General features: G+C 46.5%; 24 protein-coding genes and 3 tRNA genes. 18 read left to right on the top strand and 9 right to left on the bottom strand.

What is annotated here, in order from left to right; genetic code table 11:
* Nucleotides 1-287 precede the first annotated feature (287 nt).
* The 4 genes from HMPREF2871_RS07005 to HMPREF2871_RS12200 all read left to right on the top strand — a co-directional run bounded on the left by HMPREF2871_RS07005 (nt 288) and on the right by HMPREF2871_RS12200 (nt 2000).
* Entirely contained in the window at nt 288-692 is a 405-nt protein-coding gene (locus tag HMPREF2871_RS07005; RefSeq protein ID WP_049343954.1) for a hypothetical protein, read from the top strand.
* An 18-nt stretch (nt 693-710) separates the two neighbouring features.
* Complete coding sequence (locus HMPREF2871_RS07000) at nt 711-1121, top strand: tetratricopeptide repeat protein (RefSeq protein ID WP_224783393.1); 411 nt, start codon at nt 711-713, stop codon at nt 1119-1121.
* A 618-nt stretch (nt 1122-1739) separates the two neighbouring features.
* The gene (locus HMPREF2871_RS12120; protein ID WP_004521108.1) at nt 1740-1895 is read left to right on the top strand and encodes a hypothetical protein; all 156 of its coding nucleotides are present in this window, start codon (nt 1740-1742) and stop codon (nt 1893-1895) included.
* The gene (locus HMPREF2871_RS12200) at nt 1896-2000 is read left to right on the top strand and encodes a hypothetical protein (RefSeq protein ID WP_283771159.1); all 105 of its coding nucleotides are present in this window, start codon (nt 1896-1898) and stop codon (nt 1998-2000) included. It begins immediately after the preceding gene.
* A gap of 105 nt (nt 2001-2105) precedes the next feature.
* Here the strand turns inward: HMPREF2871_RS12200 and HMPREF2871_RS06995 are convergent.
* Both HMPREF2871_RS06995 and HMPREF2871_RS06990 read right to left on the bottom strand, forming a co-directional pair.
* A tRNA-Glu gene (locus HMPREF2871_RS06995) sits at nt 2106-2180 on the bottom strand.
* Between the two features lie 12 nt (nt 2181-2192).
* Nucleotides 2193-2269: transfer RNA gene (locus HMPREF2871_RS06990), tRNA-Arg, on the bottom strand.
* Between the two features lie 115 nt (nt 2270-2384).
* Between HMPREF2871_RS06990 and HMPREF2871_RS06985 the strand changes: the two genes are divergently transcribed.
* Nucleotides 2385-3776 carry a 3'-5' exonuclease family protein gene (locus tag HMPREF2871_RS06985; protein WP_039862575.1) on the top strand — a complete coding sequence of 464 codons (1392 nt, stop codon included), beginning with the start codon at nt 2385-2387 and terminating at the stop codon, nt 3774-3776.
* Nucleotides 3777-3974: 198 nt separating this feature from the next.
* Entirely contained in the window at nt 3975-4766 is a 792-nt protein-coding gene (locus HMPREF2871_RS06980; protein ID WP_004521105.1) for a Cof-type HAD-IIB family hydrolase, read from the top strand.
* 67 nt (nt 4767-4833) lie between these two features.
* Here HMPREF2871_RS06980 and HMPREF2871_RS06975 read toward each other — a convergent pair whose 3' ends face one another.
* From HMPREF2871_RS06975 to HMPREF2871_RS06960, 4 genes are all read right to left on the bottom strand, one after another.
* On the bottom strand, nt 4834-5040 hold the full coding sequence (locus HMPREF2871_RS06975) for a DUF2788 domain-containing protein (RefSeq protein ID WP_004521104.1): 207 nt from the start codon (nt 5038-5040) through the stop codon (nt 4834-4836).
* Nucleotides 5041-5129: 89 nt separating this feature from the next.
* The gene (gene metZ / locus HMPREF2871_RS06970; protein ID WP_004521103.1) at nt 5130-6299 is read right to left on the bottom strand and encodes an O-succinylhomoserine sulfhydrylase; all 1170 of its coding nucleotides are present in this window, start codon (nt 6297-6299) and stop codon (nt 5130-5132) included.
* 144 nt (nt 6300-6443) lie between these two features.
* Entirely contained in the window at nt 6444-7004 is a 561-nt protein-coding gene (locus HMPREF2871_RS06965) for a DUF3465 domain-containing protein (protein ID WP_004521102.1), read from the bottom strand.
* Between the two features lie 121 nt (nt 7005-7125).
* Nucleotides 7126-7926 carry a hypothetical protein gene (locus HMPREF2871_RS06960; RefSeq protein ID WP_004521101.1) on the bottom strand — a complete coding sequence of 267 codons (801 nt, stop codon included), beginning with the start codon at nt 7924-7926 and terminating at the stop codon, nt 7126-7128.
* 162 nt (nt 7927-8088) lie between these two features.
* Here HMPREF2871_RS06960 and HMPREF2871_RS06955 point away from each other — a divergent pair, with 162 nt between their 5' ends.
* The 3 genes from HMPREF2871_RS06955 (at nt 8089) to HMPREF2871_RS06945 (ending at nt 9589) form a co-directional block, all read left to right on the top strand.
* Nucleotides 8089-8340: an NGO1151 family protein gene (locus HMPREF2871_RS06955; protein WP_003680526.1), complete on the top strand. Its 252-nt coding sequence runs from the start codon at nt 8089-8091 to the stop codon at nt 8338-8340.
* 76 nt (nt 8341-8416) lie between these two features.
* The gene (locus tag HMPREF2871_RS06950) at nt 8417-9220 is read left to right on the top strand and encodes a basic amino acid ABC transporter substrate-binding protein (RefSeq protein WP_004521100.1); all 804 of its coding nucleotides are present in this window, start codon (nt 8417-8419) and stop codon (nt 9218-9220) included.
* 129 nt (nt 9221-9349) lie between these two features.
* The gene (locus HMPREF2871_RS06945; RefSeq protein ID WP_004521099.1) at nt 9350-9589 is read left to right on the top strand and encodes a putative hemolysin; all 240 of its coding nucleotides are present in this window, start codon (nt 9350-9352) and stop codon (nt 9587-9589) included.
* Between the two features lie 65 nt (nt 9590-9654).
* Here HMPREF2871_RS06945 and serS read toward each other — a convergent pair whose 3' ends face one another.
* Complete coding sequence (gene serS / locus HMPREF2871_RS06940) at nt 9655-10950, bottom strand: serine--tRNA ligase (RefSeq protein WP_004521097.1); 1296 nt, start codon at nt 10948-10950, stop codon at nt 9655-9657.
* A gap of 125 nt (nt 10951-11075) precedes the next feature.
* Nucleotides 11076-11151: transfer RNA gene (locus tag HMPREF2871_RS06935), tRNA-Glu, on the bottom strand.
* A gap of 133 nt (nt 11152-11284) precedes the next feature.
* Here HMPREF2871_RS06935 and rdgC point away from each other — a divergent pair.
* The 4 genes from rdgC (at nt 11285) to dcd (ending at nt 14192) form a co-directional block, all read left to right on the top strand.
* A complete protein-coding gene (gene rdgC / locus HMPREF2871_RS06930; protein ID WP_004521096.1) occupies nt 11285-12184 on the top strand; it encodes a recombination-associated protein RdgC in 900 nt (299 codons plus the stop codon).
* 78 nt (nt 12185-12262) lie between these two features.
* Nucleotides 12263-13045, top strand: a complete 783-nt coding sequence (locus tag HMPREF2871_RS06925) for an ADP-ribosylglycohydrolase family protein (RefSeq protein WP_039862574.1) — start codon at nt 12263-12265, stop codon at nt 13043-13045.
* Nucleotides 13046-13067: 22 nt separating this feature from the next.
* Nucleotides 13068-13499 (top strand): MORN repeat-containing protein, encoded by a 432-nt coding sequence (locus HMPREF2871_RS06920; RefSeq protein ID WP_004521094.1) that lies wholly within the window; start codon nt 13068-13070, stop codon nt 13497-13499.
* A 126-nt stretch (nt 13500-13625) separates the two neighbouring features.
* A complete protein-coding gene (dcd, locus tag HMPREF2871_RS06915) occupies nt 13626-14192 on the top strand; it encodes a dCTP deaminase (protein ID WP_003680541.1) in 567 nt (188 codons plus the stop codon).
* Nucleotides 14193-14247: 55 nt separating this feature from the next.
* On the opposite strand, the gene HMPREF2871_RS06910 is transcribed toward dcd, so the two are convergent.
* Complete coding sequence (locus HMPREF2871_RS06910) at nt 14248-15069, bottom strand: posphoenolpyruvate synthetase regulatory kinase/phosphorylase PpsR (RefSeq protein ID WP_004520520.1); 822 nt, start codon at nt 15067-15069, stop codon at nt 14248-14250.
* 412 nt (nt 15070-15481) lie between these two features.
* Between HMPREF2871_RS06910 and ppsA the strand changes: the two genes are divergently transcribed.
* From ppsA to HMPREF2871_RS06885, 5 genes are all read left to right on the top strand, one after another.
* Entirely contained in the window at nt 15482-17866 is a 2385-nt protein-coding gene (gene ppsA / locus HMPREF2871_RS06905) for a phosphoenolpyruvate synthase (RefSeq protein ID WP_049343953.1), read from the top strand.
* A 269-nt stretch (nt 17867-18135) separates the two neighbouring features.
* Nucleotides 18136-18840, top strand: a complete 705-nt coding sequence (locus tag HMPREF2871_RS06900) for a peptidoglycan DD-metalloendopeptidase family protein (RefSeq protein WP_049343951.1) — start codon at nt 18136-18138, stop codon at nt 18838-18840.
* Nucleotides 18841-19012: 172 nt separating this feature from the next.
* Nucleotides 19013-19399, top strand: a complete 387-nt coding sequence (locus tag HMPREF2871_RS06895) for a hypothetical protein (RefSeq protein ID WP_239665345.1) — start codon at nt 19013-19015, stop codon at nt 19397-19399.
* A 302-nt stretch (nt 19400-19701) separates the two neighbouring features.
* Complete coding sequence (locus HMPREF2871_RS06890) at nt 19702-20661, top strand: DnaJ C-terminal domain-containing protein (RefSeq protein WP_049343950.1); 960 nt, start codon at nt 19702-19704, stop codon at nt 20659-20661.
* A 15-nt stretch (nt 20662-20676) separates the two neighbouring features.
* On the top strand, nt 20677-20967 hold the full coding sequence (locus tag HMPREF2871_RS06885) for a chaperone modulator CbpM (protein ID WP_049343948.1): 291 nt from the start codon (nt 20677-20679) through the stop codon (nt 20965-20967).
* Nucleotides 20968-21056 lie beyond the last annotated feature (89 nt).

Raw genomic sequence — 21056 nt, 5'->3', positions numbered from 1 at the left:
ATAAAAGCACAGAAAAGAATTTAACTTTATATTAACAAATATATCTCAAGAATATGCTGTAAACTGAAGCGTGCCGAGATAAATAAGACGATTTTTTGAGAAAAATGAAGTGCTGTTTTATTTCATAATGTGAAAGCTATTTTCAAATCCTGCCGATCTTAAGGCAGGATTTTTAATTAAGCGATGGCGTCGTCGCTATCCGATAGGGTTGATGGGGGGATAATCTTTATCAATTTGCACCTAATACCCAAGTATGGGTCGATTGGTTAGGTTTAGCTGGAGTTGATATGAATTTATTCCTAAGTAATGAAGACATACACTCTTACGCTCATAAAGTTGCCAATAAACCGAATACTTTCCAAGTAGGAGGGCATGGTAATCCTTCATTGATGGTAGATGGAGCTACAGGTGAAAGATTAGATGCTAAAAAATTAGCAGCGAGAATTAAAAAAAATCCTAACTATAAATCAGGTATGACGGTTGAGATTTTATCCTGTAATACAGGAAAAGGAGCAAACCCTCTTGGACAACAACTTGCTAATGAATTAAATACTACAGTTAAAGCACCAAATGAATATCTTTGGTTTTCAAGTAACGGGGAATTAACACCGATGGGAATGAAGGCTGATCGCTCGCAAGATACAAGCAAACCAGGCACCATGAGAAGCTTTACTCCTCAAAGTAAAAAATAAGTAAGGAACATGCTAACTATGGAAATACTGAAAAATTTCTTAATTTTATTTTTGTTATTAACCCCTTTAATATCATGTAAACAACATCCGGAAAGAAATGAGAAAATGACTGACTTCATATCAACAGGTAGTACTTATTGGATTCCAGATGAAGAAATTCAAATTCTCGAAAAGAACGCCACTAATGGAGATAAAAACTCAGCATTCAAATTATATCAATACCATATGTTTGTATCTTTAGATCAAGATTTGGAATTTAAATGGCTAGAGATAGCGGCAAAAAATGGACATCCAATTGCCCAATCCAATTTAGCCGATTTATTTTTCACACAAGGCAATAAAGAAAAAGCCATATTTTGGGCTAAAAAGGCATATATAAATGGTGCCAAACTACCAGACGAATTAAAAATATTGATAAATATCAATTAATTAATAAGATTTAGCGGACTATCGTTACAAACCTAAAACTTCTGGAGGAGGATTAAGAAAATGTTGGAAACTTCCTAAGGGGCACATTATCGAACAGGACTCATTCCATGGAGAATATTTGATATCAAATAAAGTTTCAAAAATTAATCTTACTTATTTAAGAAATTAGACACAAAAAATTATGACTATTTTTTGCCCTGTTAAGAAGATATTATTTACCCAATAATGTGAAGATAATATCTTAACAGAGCATTAAGTTTGTCTGGAAGGAATGTTTTAAGACAACCTTAATGCCATAGCTCATAATACCTGAAAAAGTTGTAATGCATAATCGAAATGGTTAGCGAGCAGTTCCAGATATATCCATTTCTCTTTTTAGTTTGCCCCAGTCGTAATAATTCCCAAACCAGAGGTTATCTTCACAGTCGGTCATCCCTCTTGGGATACCAATTTGATTACAGAGGAGGTAGTGTGTCTGTTGGCTGCTTTCTTCTGCAGTTGTCTAATCGTGAATTTACACCAGTAGCTTGACTCTTTCGGCACCTGAAAACCAGAAAGAGAAGATAGTACTGGAATAGAGGCAAGCCCTAATGGGTCAATCTATCTTTCCCCAAAAAATTGAACCTAATTCAACAAATCGTCCCTCATATACCGGACAACCCCCTTAAAGAATACAACGGCAGCAACTATTACTACGACCACTTCGGCAACCTGATCCACCGTGAACTGGCCGACGGCGAAGTACAGAACTACTTCTGCGATCTGCATGACTAACTGGTCAAAGCCGGAATCTTCAAAAAAGACGGCACAAAAGAGACTTGGGCCTACACCTACGATGCTTTGGGTAGAAGGATAGGCAAAGGACGTCTGAACAACTAAGAAAGCTATTTAAAAAATTAAATAACTATAAACTTATAAATGTAAAAATAAATGTAAAAAAATAAGCCATCACTATTCTTTAGTGATGGCTTATTTTAAAGTAACTGGCACGCCCACGGGGAATCGAACCCCGGTTACCGCCGTGAAAGGGCGATGTCCTAACCGCTAGACGATGGGCGCGGAGATTTTCTGTGGCGCACCCGGAGCGATTCGAACGCCCGACCCTCTGGTTCGTAGCCAGATACTCTATCCAACTGAGCTACGGGTGCATCAAGAAAGATTCGAATTATAAAGAGAGGGCTATTTATTGTCAAGCGTTTTATTTGGAAAACTTGCAGACAGCGTGTAAAATGCGCATTTGCTATTGAATTTACAGAGAATAAAATGTCAGATTTCGCACGCTGGCCGCTCTTATCCGAAGCATTTTCCCGTTTGGGACGGCCTGTGGTCGTGGTGGATTTGGAGACGACCGGTGGAAATTTCTATCAAGACAGGATAACGGAAGTCGCCCTTGTTCGCTTTGAGCAAGGACGCGCCTCACATTACGAGCAATTGGTCAATCCTTGCCGCAGCATTCCCGAATTTGTTGCCAGGCTGACCGGAATTCATGATGAAACGGTAAAAAACGCGCCTGTCTTTGCCGATATTGCAGGCGATTTGTTGCCGCTGCTGCAAGGTGCAGTGGTTGTTGCCCACAACAGCCGCTTTGACTACACCTTCCTGCGCCACGAGTTTGCCCGTATCCATACTGACTTTGCCGCTCCCTCGCTCTGTACGGTTCAACTGTCGCGCCGCCTGTATCCTGAGTTTTACAAACACAGCCTCGACAGCATTATCGAACGCACCGGCATTCAGACGACCAACCGCCACCGCGCCATGACCGATGTGGCCGCATTGTGTGATTATCTCGAATTAAGTCTGACAGAAAAAAATCATCAACAATGGGACGAACACGTCCGTGTATTGATGAATCCGAAAATGTTGCCCACTTGGCTGCCTGATTCGCTTGCCCAACAGCTCTATGCCCTGCCCGACAGTTACGGCGTATTGGTTTGGTTTGACTATTTCGGCAAAGCCCAAGCCATTGAAGCACATGAACGCACATACAGTGAAACCGCTACCCTGCTGCACAGCAAAAAACTGCCGCCGCACATCAAAGCCGCAGCCTCCATCCGTTTTATTCCGGCAGTCGGGCAGCTCCATACATTATGGCTCAAAGCCCAGACTATGCAGGAATACCAACTGATGCCGTCTGAAAAGTCCACATCGTTTTCTACCGTCCGCTTTATCGCTGACGAACACGGCGGCCTTCAAGCACGCATTGTCTTGTTAAACAGCGGCACCAGAAACTGGCGTCCTTACGGTTTGTTTGCCCACAAAAAAGCAGCCAAACGCGCTTTGACGCAATGGTCGCAAGAACACAGACTCTGCCCAGATTCGCTCAATATTTTGCCGACCGGCTACGCAAAGGGCGAACCCTGCCCTGTTGAGGCTGTCGGAAAATGCAATGGCAACTGCCGCCAGCCAAACGGCATCAAACATCAAAACCAACGCATTACCGAGCTTGCTGCCCTACTCCCCGTAACTGATTGGGGCAAAGCGCACGAAATTGAAATTACCGAAACCGACCCCCTGACCGGAAACAGCATTACCCTGCTCTGCGCCGGCGGCGCGTTGGCATTGCCTGATGGAAGCTGGTATTTCGACAGCAGCCTGCCTCTCGTGATTAAAAACAAATTCAGACAAGACAAAGAAAATATCCGTTTGATTGCTTAAAACAAGGCCGTCTGAAAACCAAATTTTCAGACGGCCTATTGTGAATAACTTTCCGCTTTATTCTCAAAATAAAACTCTGCCTAAATTTTAATCAGAACTTATTTTTATAATAGCAATCAAATACTAAACCAATTTATACACAAGCTGTTCACACAATTTTCAATGAAAGCTGTGTATACCCAGCCCGATGAGTAAACCATGAACAATCCTGAAATCATCTTCTTTGACATCGACGACACCCTCTACCGCAAATACACGGATACCCTGCGTCCTTCGGTTGCCCAAGCCATGCGCGCATTGAAAGCCAAAGGCATTTTAACTGCCATTGCCACCGGCCGTCCGAAAGCCGCCATTCCCGCCAAAGTCAAAGCCTTGATTCAAGAATGCGGTATCGACATGCTCGTTACCATCAACGGCCAATATATTTCCTTTCGCGGCGAACCTCTGCAAAGCTACCCCTTGGACATTGCCGACATCGAAACCGCCATCAACCTGCTTGAACAACACAAAATAGACTACGCCTTTGTCAACAACCAAGAAATTGCCGTTTCCTCCCATTCGCCACGCGTTGTCGAAGGCTTATCGCATATCCTGCCCAACTTCCTGACTGACAAAGAATATTTCCGCAAACAACCTGTTTATCAAATGTTGGTCTTTGTGGATAAGGAAGAAGAAAAAATCCTGCAACCGCTAACCCAGCAACACGGCTTCAAATCCGTCCGCTGGCATGAATATGCTGTGGACCTGCTGCGCAAAGAAGGTTCAAAAGCACGGGGCATCGCCCACGCAGTGGAAAAACTGGGGATTGATATGAACAAAGTGATGGCATTCGGCGACAGCTTCAACGACTTGGAAATGCTGTCAACCGTCGGCTTTGGTGTTGCCATGGGCAATGGCGAAGACGCTGCCAAATCTGCCGCACAATTCGTCTGCCCAAGTGTTGATGAAGACGGCGTCTTGCGCGGCTTGCAAGAATTGGGCGTAATTTAAAACATCAAATCAAAAGGCCGTCTGAACATTTTTTCAGACGGCCTTGTTCTATCAATAAACTTCCTGCCTACTTCGGCAATACCAAAAAGCTAATCAGCAATTCTTTAAATACGAACCCAAACACACCCAAGCCCAAAACCAAGAAGAGCATGGCAATGCCGAATTTGCCGGCTTTGGATTCTTTACCCAAGTTCCAAACGATAAAGCCCAAAAAGATAATCAGGCCACTCAGTAGGATTTTCATTGCCCATGAGGCGAATTCTGCTTCAGACATTATTTTTTTCCTTTTATTCTTAAGATGTGTGTTTAATTGCTTTCAGACGGCCTATTAAAATTTAAGGCCGTCTGAAATTTGTTTTTAGATTATTTGTTCAATGCTTGTTGCAAATCATCAATCAAATCGTCGATGTGTTCCAAACCGACAGAGAGGCGGATCAAGCCCGGGCGGATATTCGCGGCGAGTTTTTCTTCAGGCTGCATCCGGCCGTGCGTGGTTGTCCACGGATGGGTGATGGTCGAGCGCACATCGCCGAGGTTGGCAGTACGGGAAAAGAGCTCTACGCCGTCCACGATTTTCCATGCCGTTTCTTGGTCTGCGACTTCAAAACCTACCACAATACCGCCGCCATTTTGCTGTTTGCGGATCAGTTCGGCTTGCGGATGGTCGGGCAAACCGGTGTAGTACACAGCTTGGACTTGCAGCTGCTCTTTCAACCATTGTGCAATTTTCAGCGCATTGTCGTATTGTTTTTCCATACGCAGCGACAAGGTTTCCACGCCGCTCAACAGCTGCCATGCGTTAAACGGAGACATCGCCAAACCGCAAGAGTTGCAATACATGGCTACTTGCGTCATCAATTCATCCGAACCGGCCAACACGCCACCCATCACGCGGCCGTGGCCATCAATGGCTTTGGTTGCGGAAGACACGGAAATATCCGCACCGTGTTTCAAAGGTTGCGAACCGGCTGGCGACAAGAGACTGTTGTCCACCACCAAAAGCGCGCCGATGCGGTGTGCCAGTTCAGCTAAAGCTTCCAAATCGGCAACTTCGCCCAAAGGGTTGGACGGCGTTTCCAAGAAAAACAGTTTGGTATTGGGCTTGATGGCAGCTTTCCATTCATCCACATCAACCGGCGATACATGGCTGACTTCGATGCCGAACTTGGTAACGATGTTATTGATGAAACCGACAGTTGTACCAAACAGGCTGCGGCTGGAAATAACATGATCACCGGCTTGCAAGAAGGTAAAAAACGCTGCCTGAATCGCGGACATACCGGTCGAAGTGGCTACCGCGCGCTCTGCACCTTCCAATGCAGCAATGCGTTTTTCAAAAGCGGCAGTAGTCGGATTGGCTGTACGGGTATAGGTAAAGCCTTTAATTTTTTTGGAAAACAAATCTGCCGCATGTTGCGCGCTTTCCCACATGAAGCTGCTGGTCAAAAACAGCGCCTGATTGTGTTCGCGATATTCGGTTTGCTCTTTGCCGCCCCGGATGGCCAGCGTTTGCGGATGAAGTTTTTTGTTCATTTATTTTCCAATCTACTGTGTATTCCAATGGACGGAACAATATTTTTCCGTCTGTTTAACTTGTTAACATTTTGCGCCGATTTCTACTATCTTTCAAGCCGAAGGCCGTGTTTCGGACCGTCTGAAAAAACAGGAAAACCGTTTTTACTGATAAAGGCGGCCGTCGTGTTTCAACCAGCCGTCAGTATGCCGGGCTGACGGGTCATGGTGCGTCCAATGGATAACGCCGCCCTGCTCCGACCATTCGTATTCGCCGTAAAACGCTACTTTATCGCCTTTTTTCAAACCCTTAATCTTATCGGCAAGGTCGATATTGTGTGCCACCAAAAGCGTCTGACCGCTGGAGAGCTTCAAGATAAAGCGTTGGTGGCGCGTGCCTTTGTTGTCATCCGGCAGGGTTTTCCATACCGTGCCCTCGCCCTCAACCTGAATATCGCTTTGCTCGTTTTCAAACGCCTGTTTCAAAACCGCTTCGGCTGATTCTTTGCCCGAACCGATTTGCTGCTGAGCCGCATCGGCATTCTTTTTACCCACATTATTTTGTTTTTGAACAGCTTCTATTTTCTGCTGATTCTGCGATTGTACCGGCTGATTGTTTTGCATTTTGTTATAGGCAAATACGGCAACCAAAGCAATCAGCAATACAATGATTTTATTTTTATTCATAACAATCTCAAAAAAAATGCCCGATTCTGCATCGGGCATATCAACTATTTAGAAAGGATATTTATCACGAAAACGTGAGCCGCTATTATACACGTTTCGTAAAATTTTAAGGGAATTTTACGCCAAAGGCCGTCTGAAACTTTTCAGACGGCCAGGATACTCAACGGCGGTATTTCATTTCAGTCTTCATATCGTCCAAAATACGTTTGACGTTGTGTTCCAATACATCCTCCACCAAGCCAGGCGCCTGCTCGTTCAGCATTTGCTGCAACTGGTAAGTGAACAAGGCCATTTGTTTTTGCACGGCAATCCGAATCATGCCGTTGACCGCATCGGCCACATGGGGACGCAAACGCTTAATCAGACGCTCGGTCAAATCCTTTTCAGAAACACAGAATACTTCCCGACGGCCAATCGCCTGCGGGTTCAATACATTGATATGGACATTGATGGCCGGTTCTTTTTCAAGGCCGTCTGAAACCGCCTCTTCAGCCGCTTGCGCATCATCATTTTCCGGTTTTTCAGTTTCTTCCACTTCAGGCGCATCAAAATCTACGGCACCTGATTTCGGATTCAGTCTGACAGTGCGGGTGGATTCAATATGACGCTCTGAAGCCGCGGCCTGCAATGCCGATTGCGCGCTCAACCAGTTGTCCTGCAAAACCACCATCGCATCGGTTTCCACTGCTTCGCCATCGTCTGCAAGGGCAGTATTGTGTTCCAACTGCCAGCGGTACAAATATTCTTCCAATACTTTTTCACGATTGTCCGCATCTAATTTATATTCTTTTTTAGACGCGGTTTTGGGCGCAACATCGACAGCGTCGTCCGATTTTTTGACCAATGGCGCATGAGTCGGCGCAGTATTGAATTGTCGTGCCTGACGCAATCTTTCCAAGCGTTTTTCCCAATTCAGATCTTCTTCCTCGAGGGCTGTGGGGTCAAGACGGTTGTTTTCCATAATAATCTCGTTTTTTCATTTTTATTGTGAGCCGCATTCAAACCTAAAATCACTTGAAATACGGCCGATGGTTGGACATATCCGGCAAGCCGGCGCAAGCGTCACATTTTAATATTAATTCGCTATATAATCACTATTTTATTTAATACTCAAGGATACATCATGAGCAGCATCGAACAACGCCTCGAATATCTGGAAGAGGCCAACGACGCTTTGCGTATGCAAAACCACGTCCTCGCCACCGCCCTCAAAGGCCTTATCCGCTCCCTGCCCTCTGACATGGCCAACGATGCCGTAGAATCCATCCAGCTTGCCTTTGAAGACGCGTTGGCGGAATTGAGCTATGAAGACAGCCCGCACACCGACCTTTTCCATGACGTAACCTACGCATTTTTCCGAGAAAAAGACCACTGATTTCGGCTAGTTTGTTCACAAAATTATGCTAAACTAAGATTTTATCCGTTAACATTTTATTAAGAAAGCACATATCATGAACATGAAAAAATGGCTGGCCACTGCCCTCGCTTGTTCCGCCCTTGCCCTGACTGCCTGCGGCGGTCAAAGCAACAATGCCTCTGCTCCTGCCGATAAAGTGTACCGTGTCGGCTCTAACGCCGAGTTTGCCCCATTTGAATCTTTGGATTCTGCCGGCAAAGTGGAAGGTTTTGACGTTGACTTGATGAATGCCATGGCCAAAGCCGGCAACTTCAAAGTCGAATTCAAACACCAGCCATGGGAAAGCCTCTTCCCTTCGCTGAACAACGGCGACGTGGACATCGTTATGTCCGGCGTAACCATCACTGACGACCGCAAACAAAGCATGCTCTTCAGCGACCCATACTTTGAAATTACCCAAGTCGTCCTCGTTCCGAAAGGCAAAAAAGTATCTTCTTCCGAAGACCTGAAAAACATGGCCAAAGTCGGCGTGGTAACCGGCTACACCGGCGACTTCTCCGTTTCCAAACTCTTGGGCAACGACAATCCGAAAATCGCCCGCTTTGAAAGCGTTCCCCTGATTATCAAAGAATTGGAAAACGGCGGTTTGGATTCCGTAGTCAGCGACAGCGCAGTCATTGCCAACTATGTGAAAAACAACCCGACCAAAGGCTTGGATTTCATCTCCCTGCCTGACTTCACCATCGAAAACTACGGTATCGCTGCACGCAAAGGCGACGAAGCAACCATCAAAATGTTGAACGATGCGCTGAAAAAAGTACGCGAAAGCGGCGAATACGACAAAATTTACGCCAAATACTTTGCTAAAGAAGGCGAAAAAACCGAAGCAGCCAAATAATCCGGTATGACTTCTTAAACTAAAGGCCGTCTGAAAACTTTTCAGACGGCCTTTAATCTGTTTAACTCAATTAAACGCAAGCGTCCCCTATAATCCACTTGTTTTTATCCTTCAAATGAAAGATACGTCATGATCAAACCCCTTATCCTCAGCCTCGCTGCCGCCACTGCTTTGGCCGCCTGCTCCGCTTCTGAAAAACAAGAATCTCCTAAGGTCGGCGTGGCCAATCCTGCTTCTGAATTCTGCGTCAAACAAGGTGGCAAATCCGAAATCAAAAAAGATAAAGACGGTGGTGAATACGGCGTGTGCCACTTACCTAACGGTACCGTTGTCGAAGAATGGGAATATTTCCGTCAACACAACAAATAATTGCTCAATCATAGAAAAGGCCGTCTGAACCCAAGTTTCAGACGGCCTTTTTATTTAAACAACGATTATTTTACTTCCAATTTGGTCACGCCGCCCATATACGGTTGCAACGCAGCAGGAACATTAATGCTGCCATCGGCATTTTGATGGTTTTCCAATACCGCCACCAAAGTACGGCCGACTGCCAAGCCTGAGCCGTTCAAAGTATGCACCAAACGGTTTTTACCGTTTTCATCTTTGAAACGCGCTTTCATGCGGCGAGCTTGGAAATCTTCGCAGTTGGAACAGCTGGAAATTTCGCGGTAAGTGTTTTGCGCAGGAACCCAAACTTCCAAGTCGTAGGTTTTAGTTGCGCCGAAACCCATGTCGCCGGTACACAAAGTGATCACGCGGTATGGCAGTTCCAACGCTTTCAAAATATTTTCAGCGTGGCCGACCATTTCTTCCAGCGCTTCGTATGATTTTTCCGGATGAACGATTTGCACCATTTCCACTTTGTCGAATTGGTGTTGGCGAATCAAGCCGCGCACGTCTTTACCGTATGCGCCCGCTTCGGAGCGGAAACATGGGGAATGCGCAGTTAATTTCAACGGAAAATCACTGCCGGCCACGATGCTGTCGGCAACAGTATTGGTCAGCGTTACTTCAGCAGTCGGAATCAGATATTGCGTTTTCTTACTCTCATCACCGCCGCGGGTAACGTGGAACAAATCTTCTGCAAATTTAGGCAGTTGACCCGTACCTTGCAGGGTCAGGTCATCCACAATGTAAGGCGTGTAATGTTCGGTATAGCCGTGTTTCAGCGTGTGCGTATCCAGCATGAACTGAGCCAAAGCGCGATGCAGACGGGCGATTTGACCTTTCATGACGGTAAAGCGCGCGCCGGACAGTTTCGCACCGCCTTCAAAATCCAAGCCCAAAGGCTCGCCCAAATCAACATGGTCTTTGATTTCAAAATCAAATTCGCGCGGCGTGCCCACTTTGCGGACTTCAACGTTTTCAGTTTCGTCTTTACCGACAGGCACACTTTCGTGCGGCAGGTTCGGAATGCTCAGCAGCCAAGCATCCAATTCTTTCTGAACGGCATCCAAATCAGCGGCAGCCTGCTCCAAATCCGCCTTGATTTGGGTAACCTGATCCATCGCAGCTTGAGCCTCTTCGTGTTTGCCTTGACCTTTCAACGCACCGATTTGTTTGGAAATACTGTTTCGTGAAGCCTGCAACTCTTCTGTTTTCACTTGAACGGCTTTACGTTGCTCTTCCAAAGCGTTGAAACGCGCGGTATCAAACTCGTAACCGCGTGCGGCCAAACGTTCTGCAACTGCGGCGGTATTGCTGCGGAGCAATTGGATGTCTAACATTGTTTTCTCTCGTTAAGATTCAGAATGGCATTATTGTAAACCAATTTAAAGATATTTTCACAGCGACAGGCCGTCTGAAAACAAAAAACGCCCCTGAAAAAAGCAGGAGCGTTTTTTAAGAATTTTGGCACGCCCACGGGGATTCGAACCCCGGTTGCCGCCGTGAAAGGGCAGTGTCCTAGGCCTCTAGACGATGGGCGCGTAACCGAAGCGCGAACTATACAGAAAGCCTTTTCTTCTGTCAACGCCTTTACTGCATTTTTAAAGGTGCTGCCGATTTCCGTATGTTATTTTCCCTGTATAATGCCGGTTTTAATAAAAAGGAAAACTCGCCATGTGGTTTAAGCAAATCAGTTTTTATCCGCTCAACAAAGACAAATTGCCCGAATTGGAAGTCCTTGCCGACAAATTGGCGCAATCCGAATTTGCCCATTGTCAGGGTTTGGACTGGTTTAGCGAAGGCTTTGCCACGCCGGTTTCCTTTTCGCCCGAGCTGGTTTTCCCTGCCGATTACACTTGGCGTGTGGCCCTGAAAAAAGAAGAAAAAGTCCTGCCTGCCGGCGTCATCCGTGATATTTTGGATGAAAAGGTTTTGGAAATCCAAAACAACGAAGCGCGCAATGTCGGCCGCAAGGAAAAACAAGAACTGAAAGAACAGATTACTGACGACCTGCTGCCCCGTGCCTTTACGCGCAGCAGCCGCACACAGGTGATTTTCGACACGCGCCACGGGTATCTTTTGGTCAACAATGCCGCATCTGCCAAAGCGGAAAATATCCTGACCAAACTGCGCGAAGCCTTGGGCGGCCTTGAAGCAGCCCTGCCCAACACCAAACAATCGCCCTCCTCCCTGATGACCAGCTGGCTGCTGCAAGGCCATTGCGAAGGCGGTTTTGAATTGGACAGCGATTGCGAACTCAAAGGCGTAGGCGATGTTGTCCCGGTCGTCAAAGTTTCCAAACAAGACCTGACCGCCGATGAAGTGGTACAACACGTCAAAAACGGCAAAACTGTTACCCAGCTGGGCTTGGTATGGCGAGAACAAATCGCATTCATCCTTACCCAAGACTTTACACTCAAACGCATCCAGTATCTGGACGTTTTGCAAGAAGAAGCGGAAAGCAACGGCGACGATGCCGCCAGCCTCGCCTTTGCCTCGCAAATCCTGATGACCGAAGCCATCAGCACCATGTTGGAAGAACTGGTTTCTTATTTGGGCGGCTGGCAAGAATAATTTTTCAGACGGCCTTTTGATTGGGAAATATCAAAGGCCGTCTGAAATATAAATAGAAGTATCAGAAAGGATGTCATGATGTTGGGCGCAGTCATTGGCGATATTGCCGGATCAAGATTTGAGTTTGACAACTACCGTCACATCGATTTTGACATTTTCAGCCCCGACAGCGACTTTACTGATGACACGATTTGTACTGTTGCCATCGCCGATTGGGTTTTACAAGGCTGCAACGATCATTTAGCCTCTATTTTACAAGGCTGGTGTAGGGCATATCCCTACCCTAAAGGCGCATATGGCGGCCGCTTTTCACAATGGATAGAATGGAAAGATCCAGAACCTTATAATAGCTGGGGCAACGGCTCGGCCATGCGTGTTTCTGCCGTTGGCTGGGCATTTGCCACATTGGAAGAAACCCTGCATTTTGCCGAACAATCCGCCGCCGTAACGCACAACCATCCGGAAGGCATTAAAGGTGCACAAGCTGTAGCCGCCGCCATCTTTTGGGCGCGTACCGGCATCGGCAAAGCGCAAATCAAAGAAGACATTACACGACAATTCGGCTACAACTTGAGCCAAAGTTGCGACCAAATCCGGCCGCATTATCATTTCAACGAAAGCTGTCAAGAAACCGTACCTCAAGCAGTTACCGCCTTTCTTGAAAGCGATGATTTTGAACACGCCATCCGACTGGCAGTTTCCCTGGGCGGAGACAGCGATACTTTAGCAGCCATTACCGGCAGTATTGCCGAAGCCTACCATGGTATCCCTGCATCCATGCGCGAACACGCTTTAGCCATATTGCCACGCCGTATTGCTGAAACCCTGCTGACTTTTGAATCCCAATATCAGGCCGTCTGAAACTGCCTGCAAAAAGGAATGAATGATGAAATACCTCGCCCTACTCCCTATCGCCTTCATGCTGGGTTCGCCTGCCATTGCCGAAACCATCAATCCTTATCAGGAAAAAGGTTGCGTTTACGATGGCGATGTCGGCAAAGACGGCAAACCATCCGGCAAAGGCACATGGAAATGCCAAGACGGCCGCAGCTATGTCGGAGCCTTTAAAAACGGCAAATTTGACGGCAAAGGCGTATATACCGTTTCCAGCAACAGCGAAACCTTTATCGAACCTTTCTCCTCCAACAGCGCCAAATTACGCAATATGACGCTGGAGGGCGTGTTCAAAAAAGGCAGGGCGCACGGAAACTTTACCGCCTCCCAAAACGGCACACCAGTCTTCATCATGAAATGCGAAGACGGTATGATTAAAGAAGTCAAACTGCCTAAGAAATCTGCTTCCAAAACCAAATAAACAGCCTTTCAGACGGCCTTATCCATCTTCTAGGCCGTCTGAAACATCAATGAACAAGCCTGCCTATAAGGCTGTTGTGTTGATTTTAAAGAATTTCCAAACAACCCTTACCCCAGGACAACCACCATGAGCATTAAATCCGACAAATGGATACGCCGCATGGCCGAAGAACACGGCATGATTGAGCCGTTCGAGCCCAACCAAATCAAAGAGGCCAACGGCCAACGCATCATTTCCTACGGCACATCCAGCTACGGCTACGACATCCGTTGTGCTAATGAATTTAAAATCTTCACCAATATCAACAGCACCATCGTCGACCCGAAAAACTTCGACCCGAAAAACTTCGTTACAGTCGAAGACGACTGCTGCATCATTCCGCCCAACTCCTTTGCTTTGGCGCGCACAGTCGAATATTTCCGCATCCCGCGCAACGTCCTAACCGTCTGCTTGGGCAAATCCACCTATGCTCGCTGCGGCATTATCGTCAACGTTACCCCGTTCGAGCCAGAGTGGGAAGGCTACGTTACGCTTGAGTTTTCCAACACCACCCCCCTGCCTGCCAAAATCTATGCCGGCGAAGGCGTGGCTCAAGTCTTGTTCTTTGAAAGCGATGAAGTCTGCGAAACTTCATACAAAGACCGCAACGGCAAATACATGGGACAAACCGGTGTTACCCTGCCTAAGACTTAATACACAAAATAAAAAAAGGCCGTCTGAAATTTCAGACGGCCTTTTATCATTTCATTTAGAAACGGCGTTTCAACTTGCAAGCCTGCAAGATATGAACGGCAAGTTCTTCCACTGATTTATCGGTTGTATTGGTAAACGGTACACCGTGGCGTTTGAACATATTTTGCGCATCAGCAATCTCGCTGCGGCAAGTATCGATTTTGGCATAGGTCGAATTAGGACGGCGTTCCTGACGGATTGCCTGCAAGCGTTCAGGCTGAATGGTCAAGCCGAACAGCTTGTCTTTATAAGGTTTGACCATACGCGGCAAATCGGTCGATTCCAAATCATCGGGAATCAATGGATAGTTTGCGGCGCGGATACCGTATTGCAGGGCCAGATAGAGACAGGTCGGCGTTTTGCCCGAACGGGACACGCCCATCAAAATCACATCCGCTTCCTGCAGGTTTTTATCGCTGACGCCGTCATCATGATTCAGTGAAAAATTGACCGCCTCCATACGCGCATCATAGCGTTGGGTATTGCCGATACTGTGGTGCCCCTGCTGGGCGGCAACCGCCTCCGTATTGAGTTCCTTTTCCAAAAGACCGAGAAAGGTTTCAAAGAAATTAATATGGAACGCATTAGCTTTCTTGATGATTTCACGGATTTCGTCATTGACCACACTGACAAAAGCAATCGGGCGCACGCCGAATTTTTCAGCTGACTGGTTGACTTTGTCTACAACAGCACGCGCTTTTTCAGGCGTATCAATAAACGGATAGGTATGGCGTTTGAACTCAACATTGCCAAATTGGTTCAGCAAGGCTTCACCGATATTTTCAGCGGTCAGACCGGTTCGGTCGGAAATATAGAAGACTTGGCGTGGATCAGTCATAATGAATCCTCTTGAGGGTAACGTTTCAGACGGCAATCATAGCAGTTACAGCCTTTGCAATAAAGCGATTCCCGATAGATTACACAGGATTACAACAAATTTGAACAATTTTTAAATTGGCACAAAATTTTATTTTTTGCTATTTTGTAGAATTTTATTCTAAAATTGCAAAATAAATCTTGTTTATCAAATTTATTAACTTATTTTGTTTTCCATATTTAACAAGAAGATAACACGTAAAAACATGAATCTGATATTCACATTTCAGAAGGCTACACGCCTGAAAAGCACAATATCACAGACGAATTTGTGATTTTTAAAAAGATAAAACACATGACAGCCATCAAACGAATGGCTACAATAAGCAGGCGGATTTGTTTCTTTTTTAACATTTTTTGGATTGGACACACAAATGGCCGAAAACTACGTTATTTGGTTTGAAAACCTGCGTATGACTGACGTTGAGCGAGTGGGCGGTAAAAATGCCTCTTTGGGCGAAATGATCAGCCAACTGACTGAAAAAGGCGTGCGCGTTCCCGGCGGTTTTGCAACCACAGCCGAAGCTTATCGTGCTTTCCTGGCTCACAATGGTCTGAGCGAGCGTATTTCCGAAGCCCTGAAACAACTGGATGTTGAAGACGTTGCTGAATTGGCACGCGTGGGTAAAGAAATCCGTCAATGGATTTTGGATACCCCGTTCCCTGAGCAACTGGATGCTGAAATCGAAACAGCTTGGAACAAAATGGTTGCCGATGCCGGCGGTGCGGACATCTCCGTTGCCGTACGTTCTTCTGCAACAGCAGAAGACTTGCCGGACGCTTCTTTCGCCGGCCAACAAGAAACCTTCCTGAATATTAATGGTTTGGATAACGTTAAAGAAGCGATGCACCATGTATTCGCTTCCCTGTACAACGACCGTGCCATTTCTTACCGTGTCCACAAAGGCTTCGAACACGACATCGTTGCCCTTTCTGCCGGCGTACAACGCATGGTGCGCTCTGACAGCGGTGCCTCCGGTGTGATGTTCACCATCGATACCGAATCCGGTTACGACCAAGTCGTTTTCGTTACCTCTTCTTACGGCCTGGGCGAAAACGTCGTACAAGGCGCGGTAAACCCTGACGAATTCTATGTATTCAAACCTACTTTGAAAGCAGGCAAACCGGCTATCCTGCGCAAAACCATGGGTTCGAAACAAATCAAAATGATTTTTACCGACAAAGCCGAAGCCGGTAAATCTGTAACCAACGTTGATGTACCTGCAGAAGACCGTCAACGCTTCTCCATTACCGACGCCGAAGTAACCGAGTTGGCTCATTACGCGCTGACCATCGAAAAACACTACGGCCGCCCAATGGACATCGAATGGGGGCGCGATGGTTTGGATGGCAAACTCTACATCCTGCAAGCACGCCCTGAAACTGTAAAATCTCAAGAAGACGGTAGCCGCAACCTGCGCCGCTTCTCTATCAACGGCGAAAAAGTTGTCTTGTGCGAAGGCCGAGCTATCGGTCAAAAAGTTGGCCAAGGTAAAGTTCGCTTGGTGAAAGATGCTTCAGAGATGGATTCCGTTGAAGCAGGCGACGTACTCGTTACCGACATGACCGACCCGGATTGGGAACCGGTAATGAAACGTGCTTCTGCCATTGTTACCAACCGTGGTGGCCGTACCTGCCACGCAGCGATTATCGCGCGTGAATTGGGTATTCCGGCTGTTGTAGGTTGTGGCGATGCTACCGACCTGCTTTCAGACGGCCAAGAAGTTACCGTATCTTGTGCCGAAGGCGATACCGGCTTCATCTACTCCGGCCTGCTGGACGTACAAGTTACCGATGTTGCTTTGGACAACATGCCTAAAGCCCCTGTCAAAGTGATGATGAACGTTGGTAACCCTGAATTGGCATTCAGCTTCGCCAACCTGCCTAGCGAAGGCATCGGCTTGGCACGTATGGAATTCATCATCAACCGTCAAATCGGTATCCATCCTAAAGCCTTGTTGGAATTTGACAAACAAGACGACGAGTTGAAAGCTGAAATTACCCGCCGCATCGCCGGCTACGCCTCTCCTGTTGACTTCTATGTCGATAAAATCGCAGAAGGTGTGGCAACTTTGGCTGCTTCGGTTTATCCACGCAAAACCATCGTCCGTATGTCTGACTTCAAATCCAACGAGTACGCTAACTTGGTGGGTGGCAGCATCTACGAACCACACGAAGAAAACCCAATGTTGGGCTTCCGTGGTGCAGCACGTTATGTAGCCGATAACTTCAAAGACTGCTTCGCACTCGAGTGCAAAGCCTTGAAACGCGTTCGCGATGAAATGGGTTTGACCAACGTCGAAATCATGATTCCATTCGTTCGTACTTTGGGTGAAGCAGAAGCTGTTGTTAAAGCCCTGAAAGAAAACGGTTTGGAACGCGGCAAAAACGGCCTGCGCCTGATCATGATGTGCGAGTTGCCAAGCAACGCGGTATTGGCAGAACAATTCCTGCAATACTTCGACGGCTTCTCCATCGGCTCTAACGACATGACCCAGCTGACCCTCGGCCTCGACCGTGACAGCGGTTTGGTATCCGACTCCTTCGACGAGCGCAACCCTGCCGTTAAAGTGATGTTGCACTTGGCAATCTCTGCCTGCCGCAAACAAAACAAATACATCGGTATTTGCGGTCAAGGACCATCAGACCATCCGGACTTCGCCAAATGGCTGGTTGAAGAAGGTATCGAGAGCGTATCGCTCAACCCTGATACCGTCATTGAAACCTGGCTGTATCTGGCTAACGAATTGAATAAATAAGTTCAATAAGACAAAAATCCCCTGCCCGTTTATCCCGGCAGGGGATTTTTATTGCCTTATTCAATGCCGTCTGAAAAACTTTCACTTTCTTTTACCTTACTAAAAAAGTCCTTTATCATCAATATGATAAAAAAATATGCCGCCATATCCACAATTTTTCAATGTTAATATACTGCCTTTCTGCATTTTACCCCATGCCTTTTGAGTGAACCTTTTTTCACTCTTCCTATCTATCATACACAGCATAACGATACATTTTGAAATATCCCATGAATACAAACTTTATTTCCACCTTTCAGACGGCCTTGAAACGTCTGGCACTCATCAGCACCATTGCCGTCTTAGCAGCCTGCGCCGGCAACAATACCTCTTCCAACCGCGCCGTACCTGACGGCTACTACAAAGTCCGCCCTGGCGATACCCTGACCCAAATCGCCAAACGCTACGGACAAAATGTCAACACACTGGTTGTATGGAATAACCTTCCCAATGCCTCACAAATCGAAGTCGGCCAAGTATTGCGCGTCCGCCGTCATGTCGCCTCACGCAGCACTGCAACACAGCAACACCAAACCACTGCCGTTACCCCAATCAACCGATTGAACCTGCAATGGCCGACCGATAACGCTTCATCCTCCATTATCCAACGCTACAACGGCACAACCAGCAAAGGCATAGATATTGCAGGCACACAAGGCCAACAAATCCGTTCCGCCGCAGCCGGTACCGTTATCTACGTTGGCGAAGAAGTCCGCGGCTACGGCAAGCTGATTTTGATCAGCCACAATGACTACACCATTACCGCCTACGCCCACAACGACACGCTTTTGGTACAAAAAGATCAAAAAGTCCAAGCAGGCCAAGTTATCGCCACCATGGGCAACAGCGATTCAGACAGCGTCAAGCTACATTTTGAAGTACGTCTAAACGGCAAAGCAGTCGATCCCCTGCCTTATTTGACCAGAACAAATTAATACCTTAATCAAAAGGCCGTCTGAAATAACTTTATTTCAGACGGCCTTTTGATTTGTCTTACCATAACACCCATCTCAACAAAGCATTGACCAACTTAACTTATGTTGATTGAGTGAAAACGCCGTTATACAATGACAACTCTTTTTAATATTCTATTTTAGGTGCCCTACTATGTCTCCTAACCGCATCCTTGCAACCGCACTCTTGTTTGCATCTGCATTTGCCAGCGCAGATGTCCATATTGATGAAAGCATCCCTTACCGCGACAAAGAAGAAATCGATACCCGTATCGTTTCCGAATGTTTAGAAGTGGGCAGCATTATGTCCAACTCCTTGCAAGAAACTGCAGCCAAAAGTGATGTAACTGTTGTCCGTGACGGTAAAAAACAAGGCACATACGCAGATATCGCCATTACTTCCGCTATGAGCGCAGGCAATGCCTTTATCGGTCACGCCAAAGGTATGGCAGTTTCAGCCACTTTGTATGTTGACGGCAAACAAATTAATAAAAAAAACTTTTACCCGCAACTCTTCCGGCGGCATGTTTGGCGCCTATAAAAGCTCTTGTGCGGTCTTAAATCGCACTTCTAAAGTCTTAGGTTCAGATATTGCTCAATGGATTGTTAGCGAACAAAAAAACGCTCAAGACAAATAAAACCCCAATTTGATAAAGGCCGTCTGAAAAACCGTATTTCAGACGGCCTTTATATTTTCTATTTCTCTAGAAACAAAGAAATAAACTATCCATTAATTATTGTCAAAAATAGAGAATTTCATTTCCAACGCCCTTGATTTTAGAATATCTACCCTCAATTATTAAAACTATAAGAATTTTGTATATGAGCAGTAAAAGGAATAACATGGCAGAAAAAAACTATTATGAAATACTGGGCGTTGCCAAAGATGCGGATGAGGCCGAAATCAAAAAAGCCTACCGAAAACTGGTGCGCAAATACCACCCCGATGTCAGCAAAGAACCTGACGCAGCCGAACGTACGGTAGAAATCAACCGTGCCTACGAAACGCTTTCCGACAAAGAAAAGCGGGCCGAATACGATGAAATGTTGGCTAATCCTTACGGACGTAGCGCCGGAGGCAATCCGTTCGGTCAAGGCGGCAATTCGTTTGGCAATGGATTTAATGGTGGCGGCTTCCGCTATGAACGTCATGAAGGCGAGCCGTTCGGAGCGGGAGACTTTAATTTTGAAGATCTGTTTTCATCATTCCGCCAATCCCACACTCGTTCCGAGCAACCCCGCGGCCCAATAAAAGGCGAGGATCAACATGCTGAATTGAGTATTGATATTTACGCAGCGTATGTTGGCGCAGAACGTAGCATGACTTTGAATGTGCCGACGCTAGACGAACACGGACGTGCGGTTTATCAAAATAAAACCCTCAACGTCAAAATTCCCAAAGGTATTACAGAAGGCCAACAAATCCGTTTGGCCGGTCAAGGTTTGCCGGGATACAACGGCGGGGAAAATGGTGACTTGTACTTAAAAATCAAGTTCCACGACCAACCTGATTTATATGTCAAAAACAGGAAAGACGTATATCAAACAATAGATATCAAACCTTGGGAAGCCGTATTGGGCGGCAAAATCATCGTCCCTACTGCTTCAGGCCGCTTACAGGTCAATTTGCCTGCCAACAGCCAAAGCGGTAAAAGCATCCGCCTTAAAGGCAAAGGTATTCCTGCAAAAGAAGCCGGAGACCTTTATCTCAATATCCGCATTAATGTTCCGCCAGTAGAGAGCGAAGCCGACCGTGCCGCATGGGAAAAATTGGCCGAACACTTTGCCGCAAAACAAGCATAAGAGAAAGGATAAATTATGATTCAGCCCTCCGATATTACCCTTACTTTTGAAGAAATCGTTGCTGCCAGCCGCTGCCGTCGCGATTGGCTGTTGGAACTTATAGCAGAAGACATCATCAGCATCGATGGTGCACCCGAAAAAAGCACCTTCAGTGGTTTTCATCTTGCCCGCATCCGTCGCGCACAACGCTTAAGCCGTGATTTTGAAGCCGGCATTCCCGCATTGGGGCTGATTATGCGGCTGTTGGACGAGGTGGAAGAACTCAGAAAAATACAGCGTCCGCTGGTACTGCTCGAAGATGAGTAAATATTGGCAAGTTGTTCGCTTAAATATTGATGGCAAGACAAAATCTTTGATGTTTATTGATATTCCATAATGAAAGGCCGTCTGAAAAT

Source organism: Neisseria sp. HMSC067G12, assembly GCF_001812725.1.
Classification (GTDB): Bacteria; Pseudomonadota; Gammaproteobacteria; order Burkholderiales; family Neisseriaceae; genus Neisseria; species Neisseria perflava.
The sequence above is the reverse complement of the archived record's forward strand: the minus strand, read 5'-3'. Positions and strand labels throughout refer to the sequence as shown.

Bases quoted from the DNA above. Each gene is read 5' to 3' on its own strand.
- HMPREF2871_RS06960 (WP_004521101.1), bottom strand. From the start codon at position 7,926: ATGGAAAACAACCGTCTTGACCCCACAGCCCTCGAGGAAGAAGATCTG.
- rdgC (WP_004521096.1), top strand. From the start codon at position 11,285: ATGTGGTTTAAGCAAATCAGTTTTTATCCGCTCAACAAAGACAAATTG.
- HMPREF2871_RS07005 (WP_049343954.1), top strand. From the start codon at position 288: ATGAATTTATTCCTAAGTAATGAAGACATACACTCTTACGCTCATAAA.
- HMPREF2871_RS06925 (WP_039862574.1), top strand. From the start codon at position 12,263: ATGTTGGGCGCAGTCATTGGCGATATTGCCGGATCAAGATTTGAGTTT.
- ppsA (WP_049343953.1), top strand. From the start codon at position 15,482: ATGGCCGAAAACTACGTTATTTGGTTTGAAAACCTGCGTATGACTGAC.
- HMPREF2871_RS06945 (WP_004521099.1), top strand. From the start codon at position 9,350: ATGATCAAACCCCTTATCCTCAGCCTCGCTGCCGCCACTGCTTTGGCC.
- HMPREF2871_RS06885 (WP_049343948.1), top strand. From the start codon at position 20,677: ATGATTCAGCCCTCCGATATTACCCTTACTTTTGAAGAAATCGTTGCT.
- serS (WP_004521097.1), bottom strand. From the start codon at position 10,950: ATGTTAGACATCCAATTGCTCCGCAGCAATACCGCCGCAGTTGCAGAA.
- HMPREF2871_RS06890 (WP_049343950.1), top strand. From the start codon at position 19,702: ATGGCAGAAAAAAACTATTATGAAATACTGGGCGTTGCCAAAGATGCG.
- dcd (WP_003680541.1), top strand. From the start codon at position 13,626: ATGAGCATTAAATCCGACAAATGGATACGCCGCATGGCCGAAGAACAC.
- HMPREF2871_RS06965 (WP_004521102.1), bottom strand. From the start codon at position 7,004: ATGCCCGATGCAGAATCGGGCATTTTTTTTGAGATTGTTATGAATAAA.
- HMPREF2871_RS06900 (WP_049343951.1), top strand. From the start codon at position 18,136: ATGAATACAAACTTTATTTCCACCTTTCAGACGGCCTTGAAACGTCTG.
- HMPREF2871_RS06920 (WP_004521094.1), top strand. From the start codon at position 13,068: ATGATGAAATACCTCGCCCTACTCCCTATCGCCTTCATGCTGGGTTCG.
- HMPREF2871_RS06895 (WP_239665345.1), top strand. From the start codon at position 19,013: ATGTCTCCTAACCGCATCCTTGCAACCGCACTCTTGTTTGCATCTGCA.
- HMPREF2871_RS06910 (WP_004520520.1), bottom strand. From the start codon at position 15,069: ATGACTGATCCACGCCAAGTCTTCTATATTTCCGACCGAACCGGTCTG.
- HMPREF2871_RS06950 (WP_004521100.1), top strand. From the start codon at position 8,417: ATGAACATGAAAAAATGGCTGGCCACTGCCCTCGCTTGTTCCGCCCTT.
- HMPREF2871_RS06980 (WP_004521105.1), top strand. From the start codon at position 3,975: ATGAACAATCCTGAAATCATCTTCTTTGACATCGACGACACCCTCTAC.
- HMPREF2871_RS06975 (WP_004521104.1), bottom strand. From the start codon at position 5,040: ATGTCTGAAGCAGAATTCGCCTCATGGGCAATGAAAATCCTACTGAGT.
- metZ (WP_004521103.1), bottom strand. From the start codon at position 6,299: ATGAACAAAAAACTTCATCCGCAAACGCTGGCCATCCGGGGCGGCAAA.
- HMPREF2871_RS06985 (WP_039862575.1), top strand. From the start codon at position 2,385: ATGTCAGATTTCGCACGCTGGCCGCTCTTATCCGAAGCATTTTCCCGT.
- HMPREF2871_RS06955 (WP_003680526.1), top strand. From the start codon at position 8,089: ATGAGCAGCATCGAACAACGCCTCGAATATCTGGAAGAGGCCAACGAC.
- HMPREF2871_RS07000 (WP_224783393.1), top strand. From the start codon at position 711: ATGGAAATACTGAAAAATTTCTTAATTTTATTTTTGTTATTAACCCCT.